Annotated in this window: 17 protein-coding genes and 1 pseudogene; 5 read left to right on the top strand and 13 right to left on the bottom strand. The window is 46.7% G+C overall.

Annotated elements, in window-relative coordinates; genetic code table 11:
- Positions 1–10: 10 nt before the first annotated feature.
- The 10 genes from L0U89_RS11115 to L0U89_RS11160 form a co-directional block, all read right to left on the bottom strand.
- Positions 11–1,099, bottom strand: coding sequence for a glycosyltransferase family 4 protein (locus tag L0U89_RS11115; RefSeq protein ID WP_234861589.1), 1,089 nt, complete (start codon positions 1,097–1,099; stop codon positions 11–13).
- A complete protein-coding gene (locus L0U89_RS11120) occupies positions 1,096–1,980 on the bottom strand; it encodes an O-antigen ligase family protein (protein WP_234861590.1) in 885 nt (294 codons plus the stop codon). The genes L0U89_RS11115 and L0U89_RS11120 overlap by 4 nt, the downstream gene beginning before the upstream one ends.
- 530 nt (positions 1,981–2,510) lie before the next feature.
- Positions 2,511–3,959, bottom strand: coding sequence for a lipopolysaccharide biosynthesis protein (locus tag L0U89_RS11125; protein ID WP_234861591.1), 1,449 nt, complete (start codon positions 3,957–3,959; stop codon positions 2,511–2,513).
- A 35-nt stretch (positions 3,960–3,994) separates the two neighbouring features.
- Complete coding sequence (locus tag L0U89_RS11130) at positions 3,995–4,921, bottom strand: Gfo/Idh/MocA family oxidoreductase (RefSeq protein ID WP_234861592.1); 927 nt, start codon at positions 4,919–4,921, stop codon at positions 3,995–3,997.
- Positions 4,918–5,493 carry an acyltransferase gene (locus L0U89_RS11135; RefSeq protein WP_234861593.1) on the bottom strand — a complete coding sequence of 192 codons (576 nt, stop codon included), beginning with the start codon at positions 5,491–5,493 and terminating at the stop codon, positions 4,918–4,920. Before L0U89_RS11135 ends, L0U89_RS11130 begins: the two co-directional genes overlap by 4 nt.
- Positions 5,490–6,617 carry a DegT/DnrJ/EryC1/StrS family aminotransferase gene (locus L0U89_RS11140; protein ID WP_234861594.1) on the bottom strand — a complete coding sequence of 376 codons (1,128 nt, stop codon included), beginning with the start codon at positions 6,615–6,617 and terminating at the stop codon, positions 5,490–5,492. Before L0U89_RS11140 ends, L0U89_RS11135 begins: the two co-directional genes overlap by 4 nt.
- A 230-nt stretch (positions 6,618–6,847) precedes the next feature.
- Complete coding sequence (locus tag L0U89_RS11145; protein ID WP_234861595.1) at positions 6,848–9,283, bottom strand: GumC family protein; 2,436 nt, start codon at positions 9,281–9,283, stop codon at positions 6,848–6,850.
- A gap of 2 nt (positions 9,284–9,285) precedes the next feature.
- Complete coding sequence (locus L0U89_RS11150) at positions 9,286–10,101, bottom strand: polysaccharide biosynthesis/export family protein (RefSeq protein WP_234861596.1); 816 nt, start codon at positions 10,099–10,101, stop codon at positions 9,286–9,288.
- Positions 10,102–10,321: 220 nt separating this feature from the next.
- Positions 10,322–10,618, bottom strand: a complete 297-nt coding sequence (locus tag L0U89_RS11155) for a hypothetical protein (protein ID WP_008626251.1) — start codon at positions 10,616–10,618, stop codon at positions 10,322–10,324.
- A gap of 80 nt (positions 10,619–10,698) precedes the next feature.
- On the bottom strand, positions 10,699–10,932 hold the full coding sequence (locus L0U89_RS11160; RefSeq protein ID WP_234861597.1) for a hypothetical protein: 234 nt from the start codon (positions 10,930–10,932) through the stop codon (positions 10,699–10,701).
- 49 nt (positions 10,933–10,981) lie between these two features.
- On the opposite strand from L0U89_RS11160, the gene L0U89_RS11165 reads away from it, so the two are divergent.
- Positions 10,982–11,746 (top strand): hypothetical protein, encoded by a 765-nt coding sequence (locus L0U89_RS11165; RefSeq protein WP_234861598.1) that lies wholly within the window; start codon positions 10,982–10,984, stop codon positions 11,744–11,746.
- On the opposite strand, the gene ppsA is transcribed toward L0U89_RS11165, so the two are convergent.
- The 3 genes from ppsA to L0U89_RS11180 form a co-directional block, all read right to left on the bottom strand.
- The gene (ppsA, locus tag L0U89_RS11170) at positions 11,738–14,113 is read right to left on the bottom strand and encodes a phosphoenolpyruvate synthase (protein ID WP_234861599.1); all 2,376 of its coding nucleotides are present in this window, start codon (positions 14,111–14,113) and stop codon (positions 11,738–11,740) included. The two genes, L0U89_RS11165 and ppsA, sit on opposite strands and share 9 nt — an antisense overlap.
- An 89-nt stretch (positions 14,114–14,202) precedes the next feature.
- Positions 14,203–14,643, bottom strand: a complete 441-nt coding sequence (locus L0U89_RS11175) for a hypothetical protein (protein ID WP_234861600.1) — start codon at positions 14,641–14,643, stop codon at positions 14,203–14,205.
- A gap of 127 nt (positions 14,644–14,770) precedes the next feature.
- Positions 14,771–15,001 (bottom strand): ligand-gated ion channel, encoded by a 231-nt coding sequence (locus L0U89_RS11180; RefSeq protein ID WP_234861601.1) that lies wholly within the window; start codon positions 14,999–15,001, stop codon positions 14,771–14,773.
- 228 nt (positions 15,002–15,229) lie between these two features.
- Here L0U89_RS11180 and L0U89_RS11185 point away from each other — a divergent pair, with 228 nt between their 5' ends.
- The 4 genes and pseudogenes from L0U89_RS11185 to L0U89_RS11200 form a co-directional block, all read left to right on the top strand.
- On the top strand, positions 15,230–16,636 hold the full coding sequence (locus L0U89_RS11185; RefSeq protein ID WP_234861602.1) for an anthranilate synthase component I family protein: 1,407 nt from the start codon (positions 15,230–15,232) through the stop codon (positions 16,634–16,636).
- Between the two features lie 11 nt (positions 16,637–16,647).
- A complete protein-coding gene (locus L0U89_RS11190) occupies positions 16,648–17,214 on the top strand; it encodes an anthranilate synthase component II (protein WP_234861603.1) in 567 nt (188 codons plus the stop codon).
- Positions 17,215–17,351: 137 nt separating this feature from the next.
- The gene (gene trpD / locus L0U89_RS11195) at positions 17,352–18,365 is read left to right on the top strand and encodes an anthranilate phosphoribosyltransferase (protein ID WP_234861604.1); all 1,014 of its coding nucleotides are present in this window, start codon (positions 17,352–17,354) and stop codon (positions 18,363–18,365) included.
- Between the two features lie 4 nt (positions 18,366–18,369).
- Positions 18,370–18,603 (top strand): annotated as a pseudogene (locus L0U89_RS11200) (indole-3-glycerol-phosphate synthase TrpC); the annotation flags it as partial.
- Between the last annotated feature and the right edge of the window lie 125 nt (positions 18,604–18,728).

Consider the following 18,728-nt stretch of genomic DNA (forward strand, 5'->3'; position numbering starts at 1 on the left):
TTCGTTTCTGTCATCTTGTCTTTTCGACAAAAGAATGCAGGACCTTTTGATAGTCAAACCTCTCATGGAAATACAAATTCGACCGGGCATATTTTGGTTCATATGTTGGATCGGTTAGTACCTTTTTCAAGAGATTGGCCAAGGCTTCAGTATTTCCCCTTTCGAAAACATTACCTCCAAAAGCGTCCAGGATTGACCTTACACCATCCGCGTCAGAGCCCACAATTTCGATTGGATACGATAGTGCCTCAAGCAACGACAAGGGTTGTCCCTCATATTCTGAAGAAATCAAGTAAACATCACCTGCCTTAAGATAAAACGGGATTTTTTCACGCAGTTGAATGCCATCAAAGCGAACAAACTCCTCAATGCCCAGTTTCTTCACACTTGTTTCCAACTCATTGCGGAGCTCTCCATCGCCCACAAAAACCAAAAGAATCCGTTCCTTTTTTAAAAACTGATATCCTAATAGGTCCAAGGCTGCTAGTGGAAGATTTGGTCTTTTAACCTGCCTCATTGAACCCACCGCAAGGATTACTTTTCTGTCTTGAGGTATTCCAAGTGTATGTCTGCATGCTGATTTTTCTAAGTTTTCCCTTTCGAATGGGATCAAGGGCGGAAGGTAATTTACAGGTTGGTTGACGCTTTTCCCATAGGCATTACAGATAGACTCAGAAACTCCGAACAACGCATGTGCATTTCTGAATAACGCTAGGTGGATAGGTGTGTTTCTCCATTCGCCCAAATCACCTGAGTGGATAACCACCACATACTTAAGATTCCGTAATTTTTTCAGGGCAATGTAGGGAAGCCAATTGATCCAATGTGCCTTTGAAAAGCTAACTACTACCCTTATATCATCCAATTTTGCAAAAAGCATTCTGAAAAAGATACCGAAAGAAAAGAATAAACCGTGTGGCGGTAGCGTCTTGATTCCAATGAAATCTCGTTTTAGAATTTCATTGGGTCTCTCTTGATGTGATACCACTGATACTTCGGTTATCTTCCCAAGTTCCTTGATCAAATGATGGTTGAAGACCTCCAAGCCTCCGATTTGGTGGGGATAGAGGTTTCCACAAATAAAGACATACCGATTCATGGACTGGTAACTAACGCGTTTTTCATCTTTTCCGGATTGCCCATTTTTGCGCGGAAATTTCGGTATTCAAAAAAGAAGCGGTTTCGAATCAGGATGATTGAGAAAAGCAGCATCGAATAAATGATTCCAAGATCACTAACGGTATTCATCAGAATGAAACTAGGAATGGAGATCATCAAGTGCTCGTACATTTTATTTTTGTAGGAAAACCAAATTAATTGACCGATTGAAGTTAAAAACGCCAATGAAAACACCAATCCGCTATTATAGGTAATTGTTATAAAGGCATTGTGTGCTGAGTAATATTGGGAATCCCAAGAAATCAAAAGCTCTGACCGGGCACCTGTCAGGAGATAGGTTTTGTGTTGCCAAAGGAAGGTTACGTAAAGCGCCCATTTTCCAATGCGGTTTGAGGTCGAGTTCATGTCGAATTGCTCATTGATAAGCTCAAATCGATTGATAATCAGCTCGAAAAAGGGTATTGAAACCACAACAATAAATGGGAGAAACAACAAAAGTTGAATTTTTGTCCTCGAACTGTGCTGATTTTTCACCAGGGCAAAAAACACCAACAGCATCACGACGAGCGCGATTATTCCGGTCCTACTTCCGGCGATACCGATCAAGATAATCAGTGGGACTGGATAAAGGATATAGATTTTTTTTTGGTAGTAAATATAAAATAGAAGACAAATGCCAACCGCAAGGGTGAGGTAAACACTCAGGGTGTTGGAATCGCCATCGGCGACAATTCCAGAAAACCTTTCGAATCCGACCTGTTCAAATTCAGATTTCTCGGTTCCGAGAGATCTAAATCCCAAACTCGGGAGTAGTGGACTGAAGGCGGAGAAGATGATCATGAGGGTAATTGAGGAAATCATGACACTGTTGATTTGTTGTAATTGCATTTTGCAAAGTGCGGTACGGATTACGCACAAACATGCCATTAGCTGAAGTGTCATATTGATGGATTTCAAAACTGCCGATTCGATCGAATACCCATGGATTCCGAAAAACGCATTCTTGAAATAGGTATAGTTGAAATAAAAAATAAGAACTATGAGTATTGTGTCTAGCGCTCCCAATAAATGTTTATACTTCTTGCTAGATCTGATAGCGGAGTATCTTGGTTTGATGTATCTCCAGTTTTTCAGAAAGAAAAGTATTACAAAAGATGCCAAGATTTGCTTTAGTCCCAAAAATGAAAAAAGAAAGTCTTCTTTGTGGAAAATATCGTTTGTGGGCAAAAAAACCAGAAAAGCAATATTGATCAAGTTGCTGTTTGCCAGAAAAAGAACCAAAAAACCAATTAGGGTAATTGCCAAAAAATAAGTCACGAGACCAAAATTCGATACTGCAAACAGTGTCAATACCATAAGTGCAGTAAGGCCTATCGTTATTGAAGATGTTTTCATCTTTTGTCAAGCCACTTTGCCAAGTCTCTAAACGGTAATAGATGTAGTTTAAAGAGAAGGAAGAAGGCCAATGGAAAATAAATGATAGCAGACAAAACAGGGAGGAGGTAGCCTTTCTGAATTACAAGACCAAGACCAATGCCGATCGGCACAATCAAAAGGGATATTCCAACGATTTGGAATAGCTGTTGCCACGGGAAAAACTCTCGAAATCTGTACCCAGTCAACCGAACTTCGACGTATAGTTGTATCAAACCTGGTAATACAACTGCAAAAACCGACGTAATTGCAGCCCCAAGAAGCAATTGGCTTGGTACAAGCCAAAATGCAATCAAGACTGTGATTGCAGCGCAAATCAAATTGATGAGGAAAATTTTCCTTGTTTGGTTTGCAGCCCTTAGAATAAGGCCGTATGAGGTCATTGTACCTAAAAACGACAAAAGCGCAATTTTATAATAAAGTGTCCCTTCCAGATATGCGGCGGTAAATACAAGCTCGACAACAAACTCGCCATAGAAAAAGAAAAAAAGCAGAAGTGGAACTGCTATCGATCCAGTTTTGACGACGATGTTTCTATAAAGCTCCCTGAGTTGCTCAAAATCCCTCCGCTTTACGAGCGAAACAAACTCTGGCAAGGCTACATTATTAACCGAACTATAAGCGTTGGCGAGAAAAGGAATGCTTAAAAACGATACTGAATAAATGGCGTAATCACCGGGCTCGACATACCCATTCAGGATGTATTTGTCGATTTTGTTCGAGAATATATATACCAATGTTCCAAGGTAAAACGGCCAACAATATGAAATCTGAGATTTAATCTTTTTGAGATCGGCCGAAAAGTATGACAAACTATGTCTTTTCGCCAAGTAAAAAGCAGTAAATACAAACTTGAGTAGCGAGACTAAAAAGATACCCTTGAAAACGTCAATGAATCTTTCTTGGAGGAAATACGCTGATAGTATGATTGTGAAAAAAGTGATCTTTTCCAGTGGCAGAAAGAACAGGATTCCGAACCTGTTCTTATCCAGAAGGAAGATATTGTCACAAATGCTTGATGCCAAATAAAAGGCAATTGAAGCTATCGACCAAATGGCAGCTTCATTCAGCGCACCAAGGTTGAGGTACCCGAGGATTGGATCTTTGAAAATGAAAAATGAGATAGAGAAAAGCAAGCTTGAGAATATGAGCAAAAAAAAGGTTTGATTAAAAAAGTAGCTCTTTTCCGAATCATTTTCTGAATTTCCACTGAAGAAGTAAAGGCTGGAAACGAGGGTAAATCCAAAAAAAGGAAGAATTGTGGTGAGCAGTAGATTGTATTGCTGGTAAACTCCGAACTCAATTTTCCCTAAAACTCGCACGAGAACAAAAGCCGTAAAAAAATGGAAACTAAATCCGATTACCTGACTTATAAACGAGTAAAGAGATAGGTTTCTTAAGGTCATTTCACTTTTTCCCCAGCTTTGCTTTGGGTTTTTCGCTAAAAAAAGGGATGTGGAGTGCCTGACCGTCGAGATACAGGCTGATTCCTGATGGCATACGTCAACTCCAACGACCCCCTTGCCGCATCCAAGCCGTAGCCTTTGCCGTCAAGGATTTGGCGGTAGCTCTCGGTGTGCAGGTCGGTGAACCCTTCGCTGAATTCGAGGGCCTCGCTGTCTACGGTAATGGAACGATATATGCTTTTGCCTGATTTAGTGGCTGCTTGGGGCAAGCTCTTTGCGTCGATACTGAGAAACCATCTTACCCTTGCCTTTTCGAGTTCGAGGTAGCCGGCTGCCCGGTCATGGGTATGGAGGTGGAGGATGTTTTGCTTTAACCCGCCAAAAATCCACAGCAGCATGTCAAAGAAATGGATGCCGATATTGGTGGCGATACCGCCGGATTTGCTTTCGTCACCTTTCCAGGAACTATGGTACCAATGTCCCCTTGCCGTAATGTAGGTAAGGTCGACGTCGTGGATCCTGTCCGATTGGGCGACTTTCTCACGAAGAGCCATGATGGCAGGATGGTGGCGGAGTTGGAGGATGGTGAAGACTTTGCGGCCGGTTTCGCGCTCGGTTTCTTGCAGGGCATCGAGGTTCCAGGGATTGAGCACGAGCGGTTTTTCGCAGATCACGTCCGCATCCATCTTCAGCCCAAATCTGATATGGGAATCATGCAGATAATTGGGCGAGCAGACCGACAGGTAATCCACAGCGGCTTCCTGTCGGCGCAGTTTTTCCAAGTGTCGCTCAAACCGCTCGAATTCCGTAAAGAAATCCGCCTCCGGAAAATAGCTATCCAAGACCCCTACGGAGTCAAACTTGTCCATGGCGGCGACAAGTCGGTTGCCCGTTTCCTGGATTGCCTTCATGTGCCGCGGGGCGATGTATCCCGCAGCCCCGATCAATGCGAAGTTTTTCATGGCCTTAATTTTTCAACCCTCCCTTTTTCCAACAAATACTCCTCGCCACTCTCTGGACATTTCGCCACATTATTTGCATCAAATTCCAAGCGATGCCCATAGGCACTCATCCATCCTTTTTGCCGAGCGGGGTTTCCCATCACCAAGGCATAAGCGGGCACGTCACGGGTAACCACCGCCCCTGCGCCGATAAAGGCATATTCCCCGATCGTGATGCCGCAGACGATGGTGGCATTGGCACCAATGGTTGCGCCTTTCTTGACGATGGTCGGGAAATATTGGTCACGGCGGTTGATTGCCGCGCGGGGATTGATGACATTGGTGAAGACCATGGATGGACCGAGAAAAACCTCGTCCTCGCAAACCACGCCCGTATAGATCGATACGTTGTTTTGGACTTTGACCCGGTTGCCCAAGACCACCTCGGGTGAAATGACCACATTTTGACCGATGTTGCAGTCCTGTCCGATGGTACAGCCGGGCATGATATGGGAAAAATGCCAAATCTTGGTGCCGCTGCCGATCTTGCAGCCCTCGTCGATGACAGCGCTTGGATGTGCGGAGTAGCTCATGCGAAGAATCTTTTGACTTGGGAAATGATGTAGTCCAATTGGTCTTCTTCCATTTCTGTGTGGATGGGCAGTGAAAGCACCTCGTTGCACAGCTGCTCTGCCACCGGGAAATCGCCTTCCTTGTACCCAAGGTGACGGTACGCTGGCTGTAGGTGCACAGGCAGTGGGTAGTAGACCATGGTCGGTATGCCTTGGTTTTTCAGAAAATCCCGCAACTCATCCCGATTCGCGCCCCGGACCCTGAGGGTGTATTGGTGATAGGCATGTGTGGAGTTGGGCACAAGCTGCGGAATCCGGATATGGGGATGCAGCGCAAAGGCTTGGTTGTAGGCCCTGGCAACCGTATTTCTCCTTTGTACAAAATCATCCAAATTCGGCAATTTCGCATGCAGGATCGCTGCTTGGAGGGTGTCCAATCTCGAATTGACGCCGATGCGCTCGTGGAAGTACTTCTGCCGCTGTCCGTGGTTGGCGATCATGCGGATTTTTTGGCCCAATTCCGGATCATTGGTAAAGGCGGCACCGCCATCCCCGAAGCAACCCAAGGTTTTGGAAGGGAAAAAGGAGGTAGTCCCGGCATGTCCGATTGTACCCGAGTGCTTGCGGCTGCCATCCGGCATCGTGTAGATGGCACCGAGGGATTGGGCAGCGTCTTCGATGACTTTCAGCCCGTGATTTTCGGCAATTTCCATGATGGCACCCACGTCAGCGCATTGGCCAAAGAGGTGCACGGGGACAATTCCGACTGTATTTGCTGTGATGGCGGCGGCGATCTTTTTGGCATCGATCTGAAAAGTCTCAGGATGAACGTCCACCAAAACGGGCCTCAACCCAAGCAAGGCCAAGACTTCTACGGCCGCTATATAGGTAAATGCCGGCACGATCACTTCCTGACCGGGCCGAAAGTCCATCGCCATCATGACCAACTGAAGCGCATCGGTGCCATTGCCGCAGGGTATGACAGTGGGGCAATCCAAATATTTGCCCAGATCCGCCGCAAATACCTTCACTTCCTCTCCGTTGATGAAGGAAGTCCTTTCCAAGACGCCCTGCATGGCTTGGTCGATATCGGCTTGAAGCCTTTCATATTGGGACCTGAGGTCCACCATCTGTATTTTTTTCATGCTTTTGCCAATGTCCGGGCACAGCTTCGCCACGTGGGTCACAAAAGGGGGTGGATTGGTTATTAGTTAAATGGTTATAGGTTAATTGTCCATGGCTGATAGACCATAGTCAATAGCTTGTAAAATCGGAATCAGTGTTCAGAAAATGATCGCTTTACGATTTAAGTTAGGTAATGGGTTAGCTAATCTCAATTCACCCGTTCCCTATCTCAAATCTCGAATCTCAATTTTCAACTCTTCCTCCTCTTCAGTGCCCTTTTCCACCAGGGAAGCTGGATTTCCTCGTGGTAGCCATACCCACCCGCATGTCCATAACCGTAGCCATAGCCATAACCGAATCCGTAGCCTTTGTCGATATGGACATCATTGAGTATGGCGTAGATTTTTGTTGCCCCACCTTTTTCGATGAGGTTGTTTAGTACTTGGATGTTGCTCTTATAGGAAAAATTCTGCCTGAAAATGAAGAAGTTGACGTCGGAGTATTTGAACAGTTCCTTAGTTTCGGATACCAATCCGACCGGGGGACAGTCCATGATGACGACCTCGTATGCACTCTTTATTTCCTCCATGATGGCGGAAAACCTATCCTGGACAAGCAATTCGGCCGGATTTGGCGGGATAGGACCCGAAAGAATTACATCCAGGTTGTCGTATTTTGTTTTTTTGACCACCTCTTGCCAAGGCGTACCCGTACTCAAACAGGTACTTATTCCTTTGTCGTTGCTGAGGCCAAATTCCTCGGCGATCTTGGGTTTTCTCAGATCCAGTCCCATGAGAAGGGTTTTTTTGCCCAACAAAGAGTACACCGAAGCCATGTTGACGGAGGCGAAGGTTTTTCCCTCTCCCGAAAAACTGCTGGTGAATAGAATGGTGTATTGCTTCTGGTTGGGCACCAAAAAGGACATGTCGGCCCGGATATTCCGGAAGGATTCCGTCACGGAGGATTTTGGATTGTTCAGGACCGGCTTTGGATCATTGCTGAAATTACGCCCAATCATCCCAATCAGCGGGGTTTTGATTTGTCTTTCCAGGTCCTTGGGATCTTCGATTTTGGTGTTGAGGAAATCCCGGATGGTGATGAAGCCAATCGAGAAAAACAGACCGCCCGCCAGTCCCAACACCAGGTTCAGCCATTTTCTCGGGAAGACGGGTATTTGCCCAGCCCGTGCATAATCCAAAATCGCGTTTTTTGGCATATTGGAGGCTTTCAGGATTTCTGACTCTGCCCGTTTTTGGAGCAGGTAGAGGTAGATGTTTTCGTTGACGGTGAACTTGCGCTGGATGCCAAGCAGCCGTCGTTCAGTCTCGGGCAGGGCGTTAATTTCCCGCTCGATTCTTTGGATACGGGTGTTGATCTCGGCCAAAACTGTGTTCGTATTTCGTATCGACGAATTGACGTTTTCCAGCAGCGCCTTTTTGGTGTTTCTGATTTGGTTGTTGATTTCCCGCACAGCAGGAGTTTGGGCGGAAAAATTGGCCGAGAGACGGAGTTTTTCTGCCTGCAACTCGCTCAAGCTGGTCACGAGCGACTGCATCAGCGGATCGGTGTTGCCCGTGATGGATGGTGCCACCAAATCCTCCAATTCATCATTGCTGAGGTAGGTTTGGAGGGTTTGGAAATATTTGAGGTTGATTTCGGTTTGGGCTTTGTCTTTCTCGAGTTCTTGCAGCCGCAGGAAAATCTGGGAACCTTCCTCACTCAGGTTGAAAATCCGATTCTCCGAGCGGTATCTTTCCAATCTCCCTTCAAAATAGGCCAATGAATCGGTGATGCCGCTGAGTTGGTCTTCGATAAAGCGGATGGTATTTTCTGCAGCTTGGTTTTTTAGGTCGAGTTCTCGCTGCAGGTAGACCTCCATGAGCTTGTTGAGGTAATCCTCGCCCATTTTCCGGACCGGGGTTTCGAAGGAGATATTTAGGATTGAGGCTTGCTTATTGATGGGCGCGACTGCGATTTTTTCCTGGAGAATAAGTGCTAGGGAATGGTTGTCGATCAGTTCGAACTGAAGGATATCGCCAGGTTTTGCCTTCAGGTTTTGGACTTTAAAGCTGATGGAATTGGTTTCCACTTTTTCCCCAAATTCATACTGACTCGAAAAAGTAGGGAGATCTTTGGTTTTGGTTTTGTAAAAGGGATCCGCGGGGTCAAAAAGCTCGTATTCATCGTCCAACGCCGTGATCCGAAAGGTATTTGCGTCCAGGACTTCCAATTCCAACTTACCGCGGACGAGCTGGTAATGGCCCCAATCCACATCCACCGACACGGGGAGATTGGCATACTGCTGGCTGCTGATCAAAAGTAGATCCGAGGTGTAAAAGAACACATCCAAGCCAAGTTCTTGGATAGCTTGCTTAGCCAAGGTATACGATTTGAGGATGCCGATTTCGTTTTCCACGTTGCTCTTGATTGGCAGCAGGCCCACAGATTCAAACATGTCGGCACCTAGGTTTTGCGGTTCGTCAGCGACGATCACGCTCGATTGGACGGAGTAGATGGGGGTTGTATAGCGGTTGAACAAGAAGGCCGCTAAGAGACCAACCACCGTGCAAATCACAATAAAAGGCCAAGATTTCAGGTAATTGAAGAGGACCACCTTAAGCTCGATGTCCTCCTCCTGGGGTGGCAAAAATGGATCTGGAAGAAAGGGGTAATTGGGTTGGCTCATTGTCAGTTGACGAATAGGTTAGCTACCAAAGCCACGGCGGTGATGGCCGAAAACACCAGCAGCAGGGTTTGGGCGGTGTTTTCCCCGACACCGAGTTCCCTGACTTTCATCGGCTCGGCATAAATCTGGTCGTTGGGCTGGATAAAGTAGTAGGGCGTTTGGATGATTTGCCGGTCGTTGAGGTTGATGCGGTGAAGGCGTGTGCCCTCCGGATATTGCCGGACCAAAAGGATTTCGTCCCTTTTAGCAATGGTGGTCAGGTCCCCCGCTTGTGCAATGGCTTCATAAATCGTCAGGCGGTCTTGCAAGACCACATATTTCCCCGGTCTCCGGAATTCGCCAATGGTGGAAAAGCGGATCCCACCCAATTTTACCCTTACATAGATCTCTGTGGTGACATAGGCCTTGAGGTCGTTTTCCAGTTTTTCGCGGATATCATCCAGTGTCATATCGACGACTTTGACTTCTCCCATCATTGGCATGCGGATAAAGCCGTTTTTGTCTACCGTGAATCCATTCATGTAGTAGATATCGCCGCCACTTTGGGCGATTTGGCCAAAAATAGCCTGATTGGCTTCCATTTGGACTCTCGAGTTGAAACCTTTTTCCAGTATATCTTCTACAGTTTGGATTTGGATGTCGAGGATGTCGTTGAATTGGATGCGGTATTCGGGGATTTGGTAAGGGATCAGATCCCCATCCGGGATGCTTGAATTGCCCTCGAGATTTTGGTAGTAGATGACTTTTTTATTGGGAATACAGGAAAAAAGGCCCGCCAACAGCAGGATCACCAACATACTCAATTTTCCTATGTGCATAGAATTCACTCGAATCTTACCAATTGTTGACCGTAAACTTAATCAAATATATCAATTATTGAATCGGTTTGGTGGAGAGTCAGAGCATAAGAAATTGGCACAAAACACGCACCAAACACCTTTTTCGGATCACTTATGTCCGTGTCTTGCAAAAGGATAAACAAAAAAATCGAAACCTTTTTTTGGATTGTTTTTCCACAAACGGGGTTAATGGGAGGGCTTACCTTACCCTGACCGAATCTTGGGTAGACCGCCCATCCATCCAAAGAGGCCTGATTTCCCGCTCCTCCAATTTGGTCAGGCGTTCGTTTTCAAATGTTGCCAAGATGTAGAAACGCTCGTCCCGGTTGACCCGATAAGTCTTCAAGGGACCGTCAAGGCTGCTTACGACGGCTTCTTTGTTTTGCCTTAGAAACTTCCTTTCCTTCATGCCTGTGTAGTAGTTTTGGTCCGGCCCTAAGCTTCCGCAGGCAGAGACGACTACAAAAAGGATGACTATCAAAATGGCATTTTTCATATGCTTGTTTGTTTGGTTACACTTTTTTTTACCCTCGTTTTAGGGAAAATGTTTTGGAGCGGGGTTCAGTGCCCTGATATTCAGCCGGATTGATTTTTGTTCAAACATTTGCTGTGAATGTATTTTGACTTACCTTTGCCCTCCGGCGGCACGACCAGCTCCTGCTGAATCCCCCAGGTCTTGACGGAAGCAAGGGTAGGCGGTTGTAGCGGTGCGATGCCGCCTCTTTTTTTGATTGCTCCCTGAAGCAAAAAATCGAAAAATACTTCCTTTCCAGGTTCATTTGTTCCAAGTTTTCCAAAAATTGACGTCAAGCATCCGCCGATTTGACTTAATTTTGGCCATTCCCTTTTCACCATTTTTATGCATCTGAAAAAAGAAGATATCCAACTGATTGAAATTGCCTTTGACTCGGGCGTGATTCCTCCTCCCTACAGCCATTATTACAAACTCAAAATTGGTATCCAACGGGATTTTTTGGATGTGGCCCTGGACTTGGTCTACACGGACCGGGACGAGGTGACGGCGGAGGAAATCAAGGACGAAGGATTCACGCTGCATGATGACTTTCATTTCAATGGTGAGGTTCCTTTGGTCTGGAAAAAGCCCCTGATGGAGCTTTATTCAAAGACTAAATGGTCCAATAAAAAGCTTGACGCTGAAGGCGGAATTGGTGTTTTGACGAAAGACATACACGGACAGGAAGTCTATACCGTGCCGCTTAACCAAGAGGATTGGCAGTTTTTTGCCCAAGATGTGATCCAAGCGATCTATGAGATTTCCAAAAAAGAGGCTCCGCTAAAAATTGGGTATTTGATTCGGGAGGAAAACCAACTTTTTGATTTGACCTTGACGGTTTTGTTTTCTGTTAGAAAAGTGGAAGTTAGGGTAAACGGAAAGGCAAAGGAAGCCGATTGGGACAAGACCAAGGAATTGCTCTCGTTTGTGTTTCTACCGGATTACGACTATGATCGCGCAAAGCAAACCAAGCCCCAACACAAGGGACATTTTATCGATTGTGGAGATGGCCTCTGGCATGAAGTGGGAAAAGGAGTCATCAATATCGACGACTCCTTTGATGCGGTTGGCAGAATCAAGGAAGGCTTCAAAGCCTTGTCTCTAAAGTGATTTTTTGCTTTCTGCTTTGGCGATGTTTTCGATGCCCTTGATCAGTGCGTCTGGATTGAATGAAATACTGTCGATACCGAGTTCCACCAGAAATCCTGCAAAATCGGGGTAGTCGCTCGGAGCCTGTCCGCAGAGTCCGATCTTGACTCCTTTTCGTTTGGCTGCGCCAATCACATCGGCCAGCATTTTTTTCACCGCAGGATTGTTTTCGTCAAACAGATCGGAAATCAGCGAGGAGTCCCGGTCAATACCAAGTGTGAGTTGGGTGAGATCATTGGAACCGATGGAGAATCCGTCAAAGATCGCGGCAAACTCTTCGGCAAGAATGACATTGCTTGGGATTTCAGCCATGACGTAGATCTCTAGACCGTTTTTGCCTCGTTCCAAGCCATGTGCTTTCATTGTTTCCAAGACCTTTTTGCCTTCCTCGAGCGTCCGGCAAAATGGTACCATCAACTTGACATTGGTCAATCCAAAATGGTCCCTTACCATTTTCATGGCTTCGCACTCAAGCCCGAATCCTTCGCGGTAAAGTGGATGGTAGTACCGGGAAGCTCCCCTGAAACCAAGCATGGGATTTTCCTCACCGGGTTCAAAGTTCTTTCCGCCGATTAATTGGGCGTACTCGTTGGTTTTAAAATCGCTCATCCGCACGATTACATCTTTGGGATGAAATGCTGCTGCCACCATCGCGATTTCTTGGGCCAGCGTTTCGACGAAAAATTGCCTCTTGTCCACGTATTGGGCAGTGATGCCTTCGATGGCCTTTTTGTCGTTTCCCTCTGGGAGTTGGTCGAAATTTACCAAGGCCATGGGATGAATCCGGATCGCGTTGCTGACGATGAATTCCATGCGCAACAATCCTACTCCTTGATTTGGGTAGGCCGCTAACCTAAACGCCTTGGATGGATCGGCCAAGATGAACATTGGATGGGTTTTGGTTTTTGGCAGGTTCCCTAGGTCAATTTCCTTTTCGGTCCAGGCGATTTTTCCCTCATATACCATTCCCTCGTCTCCTTCGATGCACGATACGGTGATTTCTTGCCCATCGTGCAGTTTTTTCGTTGCGTCGCCGGTGCCCACCACGGCATGGATTCCCAGTTCCCTGGCAACAATCGACGCATGGCTGGTGCGGCCTCCCTTATTCGTCACGATGCAAACCGCCTTTCTGAGCATCGCATTCCAGTCGGGATTGGTGATGTCTGCGACAATGATATCGCCCTTTCTAACCTTTGAGGCATCTGCGATGGAATCTACGAGGCAAGCTCGTCCGCTTGCAATCGACCTTCCCACGGCTTTGCCTTTGAGTATCGGTTTTGCTTTGGAGGTCAGGGCATATTCTTTCACTGTCAGTGCTTTTTTGCTACCGTGCACGGTTTCAGGCCTCGCTTGTACAATGTATAATTCTCCGGTTTCCCCATCTTTGGCCCATTCCACATCCATGGCCATGCCATAGTGCTTCTCGATCAAAAAGCACCATTTAGCAACAATTTCGATCTCGGTAAGCGATAGGCAATAATGGTTTCGCTCCCAGGTGGCAGTCGGTACGCTAGTCACCGGCTTGGCTGTGTTTTGGCTGTAGACCATTTTGGTTTCCTTGGAACCCATTTTCTGATGGATCACACTGGGCAAGGACTTCTCAATGTTTGGTTTGAAAACATAGAATTCATCCGGATTGACAGCGCCCTGCACGACGTTTTCGCCGAGACCCCAGGCACCGGTGATGTAGATGATGTTTTCGAATCCAGTTTCCGGATCATTGGTAAATGCCACTCCAGCCGAACCCAAATCCGATCTGACCATCTTTTGAATCCCAGCAGAAAGAGCGACCTGCATGTGGTCAAAGCCATTGTCCAGCCGGTATTTGATTGCGCGGTCATTGAAGAGGGAGGCGTAGCATTTCTGTATCGCATGCAGCAGTTCCTTATCCCCCGAAATATTCAAAAAACTATCATGCTGTCCCGCGAAACTCGCCGTGGGCAGGTCTTCGGCAGTAGCAGAGCTCCTCACGGCCACGGCAATGGGCGTTGCGGCGCCGAGTCGGCGGTAGTTTTCCAGGATGGCAGCCTCAAGGTCTTTTGGGATCGAAGCGGACAATACCAATTCCCGACATGCTTTTCCAATTTCGCCGAGGTTTTCCAGGCTGGTTTTGTCGAGGCTGTCGAGCAATTCCTCCAATTTGGAGACTAGGTTGTTTTGCCGGAGAAAATACCTGAAAGCATTTGCGGTGGTGGCGAATCCATCTGGAATCCGAATTCCCAATGGACTTAGATGATGGAGCATTTCACCCAAAGAGGCGTTTTTCCCGCCGACTTGTGCAACGTCCTTGTTGAGGATTTGGGAGAAGGGTATAATGAAAGGAGCCATGTCTTTTGGATTTTCAATCAATTTACGCCGATTGAAATTCAAAAAACATGACCCCGGTCATGGAAGAAACCTGATTTTCGAGTGGCCCCTTAAGGGTTTGACTCCTTGTAAAAATCGCGGACAAAAGCCAACAGTTGGTTCTCTGTTAGCTTGTCGCTGGTCTGGACAGAAAGCCATTTATCAGAAAAGCTTTTGTTTTCCCGCAGTCTGTTCCTGAACTGTTCTTTGACTACGCCAGGTCCGAAAATCAGGATGTCGTCATAGGCTGCCAATTTGTTTTCAAGGATTCTGAAATATTCATTCAGTTCTTTTTGGGCAATGTTATGTTTTTTGTGTTCGTTGTTGGATGAATGTTCATTGCTTGAGGTGAATCTTGTTGTATCCTTCACTTCGCCCTCGATTCTTTTGATGGTTTCGACCGGAGAATCTATGTTTTCGACCAAAACTGCTTCACCGTTTTTGAATTCGACAACTTGTGCTTTGGAGTGGTCCATCCATAGACCAACCTGTCTTGCATGGTTATTTTTCATAGTGTTTTTCGTGTTGGGTTATTGTATTGAGGGATAATTTAAGGCTTTTTTCTTGGAAAAGTATACCTTCAATGGTATTCGAATGCATGTTAGCGTTGTTTGGCGGCAGCTTATTCCTTTGACCAAATCAGGGATTAGCTTTGGCCAGGTAGAGATTGAATTCCAAAGCACCTCCTGGTTGGAACTCATCAACTTCCAAATCCTCAAATATCTCTTCATCAAAGGACATATCGGTCTTTTCGACCCTCCCGTCGGGATGTACGATCAGCTCGATGCCCGAAAAATCCGTTGGATTGACCTTGACCAACACCTGGTAGTCGTCAAACACGCGCTTGAAATATTGGGGGATTGGCTTCATGTTTTTTGTTTTTGTTCCAAAATTTACTCGAAATAATTTTGGATTCTTCAATCCTTGCCTAAATTTGGCCATCGAATTATGAAAACATTGACAGCAAAATATTGGTGGTGGCATTTGACTTTCCAAGCCGGGGAAGAACCAAAAGCTGTTGCCTAGATTTTGACAATCATCATACATGAAGGCCCGCTGGTTTCCCCCGCGGGCCTTTTTCATTTTAATCCCTGGACCATGAATGCATTCAAAATACGGACATCTTTCAAAAAACTGCTGGCTGATACTATCACGCCGGTTTCCATTTATCTACAGATCCGTGACCGATTTGCCAATCCGATCCTGTTGGAAAGCTCGGATTACCACGGTCATGATGATAGCTATTCCTATGTGTGCTTCAATCCACTGGCGGCCTTTTCTTTTTTGGATGGAAAAGTAAAGGAAACCCTTCCAAATGGTGAAATCCTGCATTACCCAATTGGTCCCGATCTGTCGCTGATCGATGCGCTAAAGCGGTTTTCCGAAAAATTTGAGGACGACAATGGCAGACACAAGTTCATCTCGAATGGGCTTTTTGGCTACATGCAGTATGATTCGGTCGCCTACTTTGAGGATATTTCGCTCAATCACGGGGCGTCTGACTCTGTTCCGATGCTGCACTATGCCGTCTACCAGCACGTCATTGTGGTGGACCATTTCAAAAACGAGATGTACCTCTTTGAGCACCAAGTAGAAGGATCACCACGCGAAAGCATCCTGTCACAATTGGAAACCCTGCTCAACAACAAGAATATTCCAGCCTATTCCTTCAGATTGGTCGGGGAGGAGCGGTCCAACTACACGGATGAGGAATTTTTGGATATTTTGAAAAAGGGCCAAGAACACTGTTTCCGCGGGGATGTATTCCAGATTGTGCTTTCCCGTCGGTTTACAACGGCCTTCAAAGGGGATGAATTCAATGTTTACCGGGCCTTGCGTTCGGTAAACCCCTCGCCCTATCTGTTTTATTTTGACTATGGTTCTTTCAAGGTTTTTGGCAGCAGTCCGGAGGCACAGATTGTGGTAAAAAACGGCCAGGCCACCATCTATCCCATAGCAGGCACCTTCAAACGAACTGGTAACGACCAAGCAGATGCTGCCCTGGCGATGAAACTGTATGACGATCCAAAGGAGAATTCCGAACACGTGATGCTTGTGGACCTTGCCCGCAACGACCTCAGCCGTTCTTCGGAAAAGGTGGAAGTGGAGGTTTTCAAAGAAATCCAATACTATTCCCATGTCATCCACTTGGTCTCCAAGGTAAAAGGAACCTTGCCCAAAGACGCCAATCCATTACAGCTTGTTGCGGATACCTTCCCAGCTGGAACACTGTCAGGCGCACCCAAATACCGTGCGATGCAATTGATCGATGAGTTGGAAAACACGCCTCGTAAATTTTATGGGGGTGCAATCGGCTTTTTGGGCTTCAACGGTGATTTCAACCACGCCATTCTGATCCGCTCCTTTGTGTCCGAAAACAACGAGCTGCGATTCCAAGCCGGGGCAGGAGTGGTTGCCAAGAGTTCTGTCGAGTCTGAATTAAACGAAGTAGGTAACAAGCTGGAGGCCCTGCGAGTCGCTCTCCGTGCCGCACAACAAATTTGAATACAGAGGTCATGAAGATATTGGTACTCGATAATTACGATTCATTCACGTTCAATCTCGTGTACATAGTCCGTCAACTTGGATATGGGTCGATAATGGAAATTTATAGGAATGACAAGATTGATTTAAGTCAAGTTGAGAAATACGACAAAATCCTGCTTTCGCCGGGACCGGGCGTGCCATCGGAAGCGGGAATTATGCCTGAACTTCTCCAGAAATTCAGCGCAACCAAGGATATCCTAGGCGTTTGCCTGGGTCATCAAGCGATTGGGGAGGCGTTTGGAGGTAGTTTGATTAACCTTTCGGAAGTCGTCCATGGCTTGGCGTCCGAGGTAGATGTGCAGTCTGATTTGTTGTTCCAAGGGCTGCCAGGCACCTTCAAGGTTGGTCGTTACCATTCTTGGGTGATCAATGAACAGGACTTCCCAAGGGACTTGGAAGTCACTGCCCGCACGCCGGATGGACAGATCATGGCGGTAAGACATCGGGAATTCAAGGTGCGTGGCGTCCAATTCCATCCCGAATCCATTTTGACGGAAAATGGCGTCCAAATGATGCGGAATTGGCTGGAAGGATAAAGGAAGTACAGAGTACCAAGTATGAAGAACCAAGTAAATGAACCGATTATTGAAAATTTGAAATCTCAGCCGCAGCTAAAGACCATGGACTATCCGCTATGGACTCAATAACCAATAAATCAACAACCTACCAAACCATGAAGGAAATCCTCAACCACCTCATCGAACACCGTACCCTTGGAAAGGAACAGGCACGGGAGGTACTCAAAAATATCGCCACCGGCGCGTACAACTCCAGCCAAATCGCTGCTTTCATGACTGTATACCTGATGCGGAGCATCACGGTGGAAGAGTTGGGCGGATTTCGGGAAGCCATGCTCGAGCTTTGCGTGCCCGTAGAAATTGACGAATACGATGCCATGGACCTTTGCGGCACAGGCGGAGACGGCAAGGATACTTTCAATATTTCTACCTTGGCCTCCTTCATTGTGGCAGGCGCCGGTCAGAACGTCGCCAAACATGGCAATACGGGTGTTTCCTCTATCTGCGGTTCCTCCAACCTGCTCGCCTATTTTGGCTATGAGTTCCGCAATGATATGGACCATATCCGCAAGAGCTTAGACGAGGCTGGCATATGCTTTCTGCATGCGCCCCTGTTTCACCCGGCAATGAAAAACGTGGCTCCGATCCGGAAGGAATTGGGCGTCAAGACCTTTTTCAATATGCTCGGTCCGATGGTGAACCCGAGTTTCCCGAAGAAGCAGTTGGTAGGGGTGTTCAGCCTCGAACTTGCTCGACTTTACGCGTACCTGTACCAAGAGCATGAGGGGAATTTCAGCATTCTGCATGCATTGGACGGCTATGACGAGATTTCCCTGACAGGGGATTTCAAAATGATCAGTCAAAAAGGCGAAAAACTGTACAGCCCCGAGGATTTGGGAATGGTGGCCATTGCGGCCGAATCCATATCAGGAGGCGAGACAGTAGAGGAGTCCGCGCGCATTTTTGAATCCATCCTGAAAGGCAAAGGCACCGAGGAGCAAAACTCCGTCGTTATCGCCAATGCGGCGGCAGCCCTCATGACCGCAAATCCGGAATTGGATTTTGCACAGGCTGTGGAAAAAGCCAAAGACTCCCTCTTCGGACGAAAAGCCCTCAAAGTTTTCCAAACTTTAGTCAATCCCAAAACAAGCATCTCATTTGCATCCTGATACCATGAATATTCTAGACCAAATCATCGCCCACAAGCGGAAGGAAGTTGCCGAAAGATCCGAAATGGTTCCGGTAAAGCTCTTGGAAAAAAGCATCTATTTCGATTCCAAGGTGGTTTCCATGAAGAAATATATCCTGCGTGAAGACAAAACCGGGATCATCGCCGAGTTCAAAAGACGTTCACCTTCCAAAGGACATATCAATCCCGGCGCGTCGGTGGAAACCGTCACCATCGGTAACCGTTGCACAACCTCCCCTTGAATCAAGGAAATAGAAGTTTTTTAAAGGAAGTGGTAGATTTTTGGGATTTTTGATTGGCTGGCGAAAACGGGATCGTTTTTCGGTCAGGCGGGGCTAGGAGC

Origin of the sequence: Mariniradius sediminis (genome assembly GCF_021491425.1) — a bacterium.
Lineage (GTDB): Bacteria > Bacteroidota > Bacteroidia > Cytophagales > Cyclobacteriaceae > Mariniradius > Mariniradius saccharolyticus.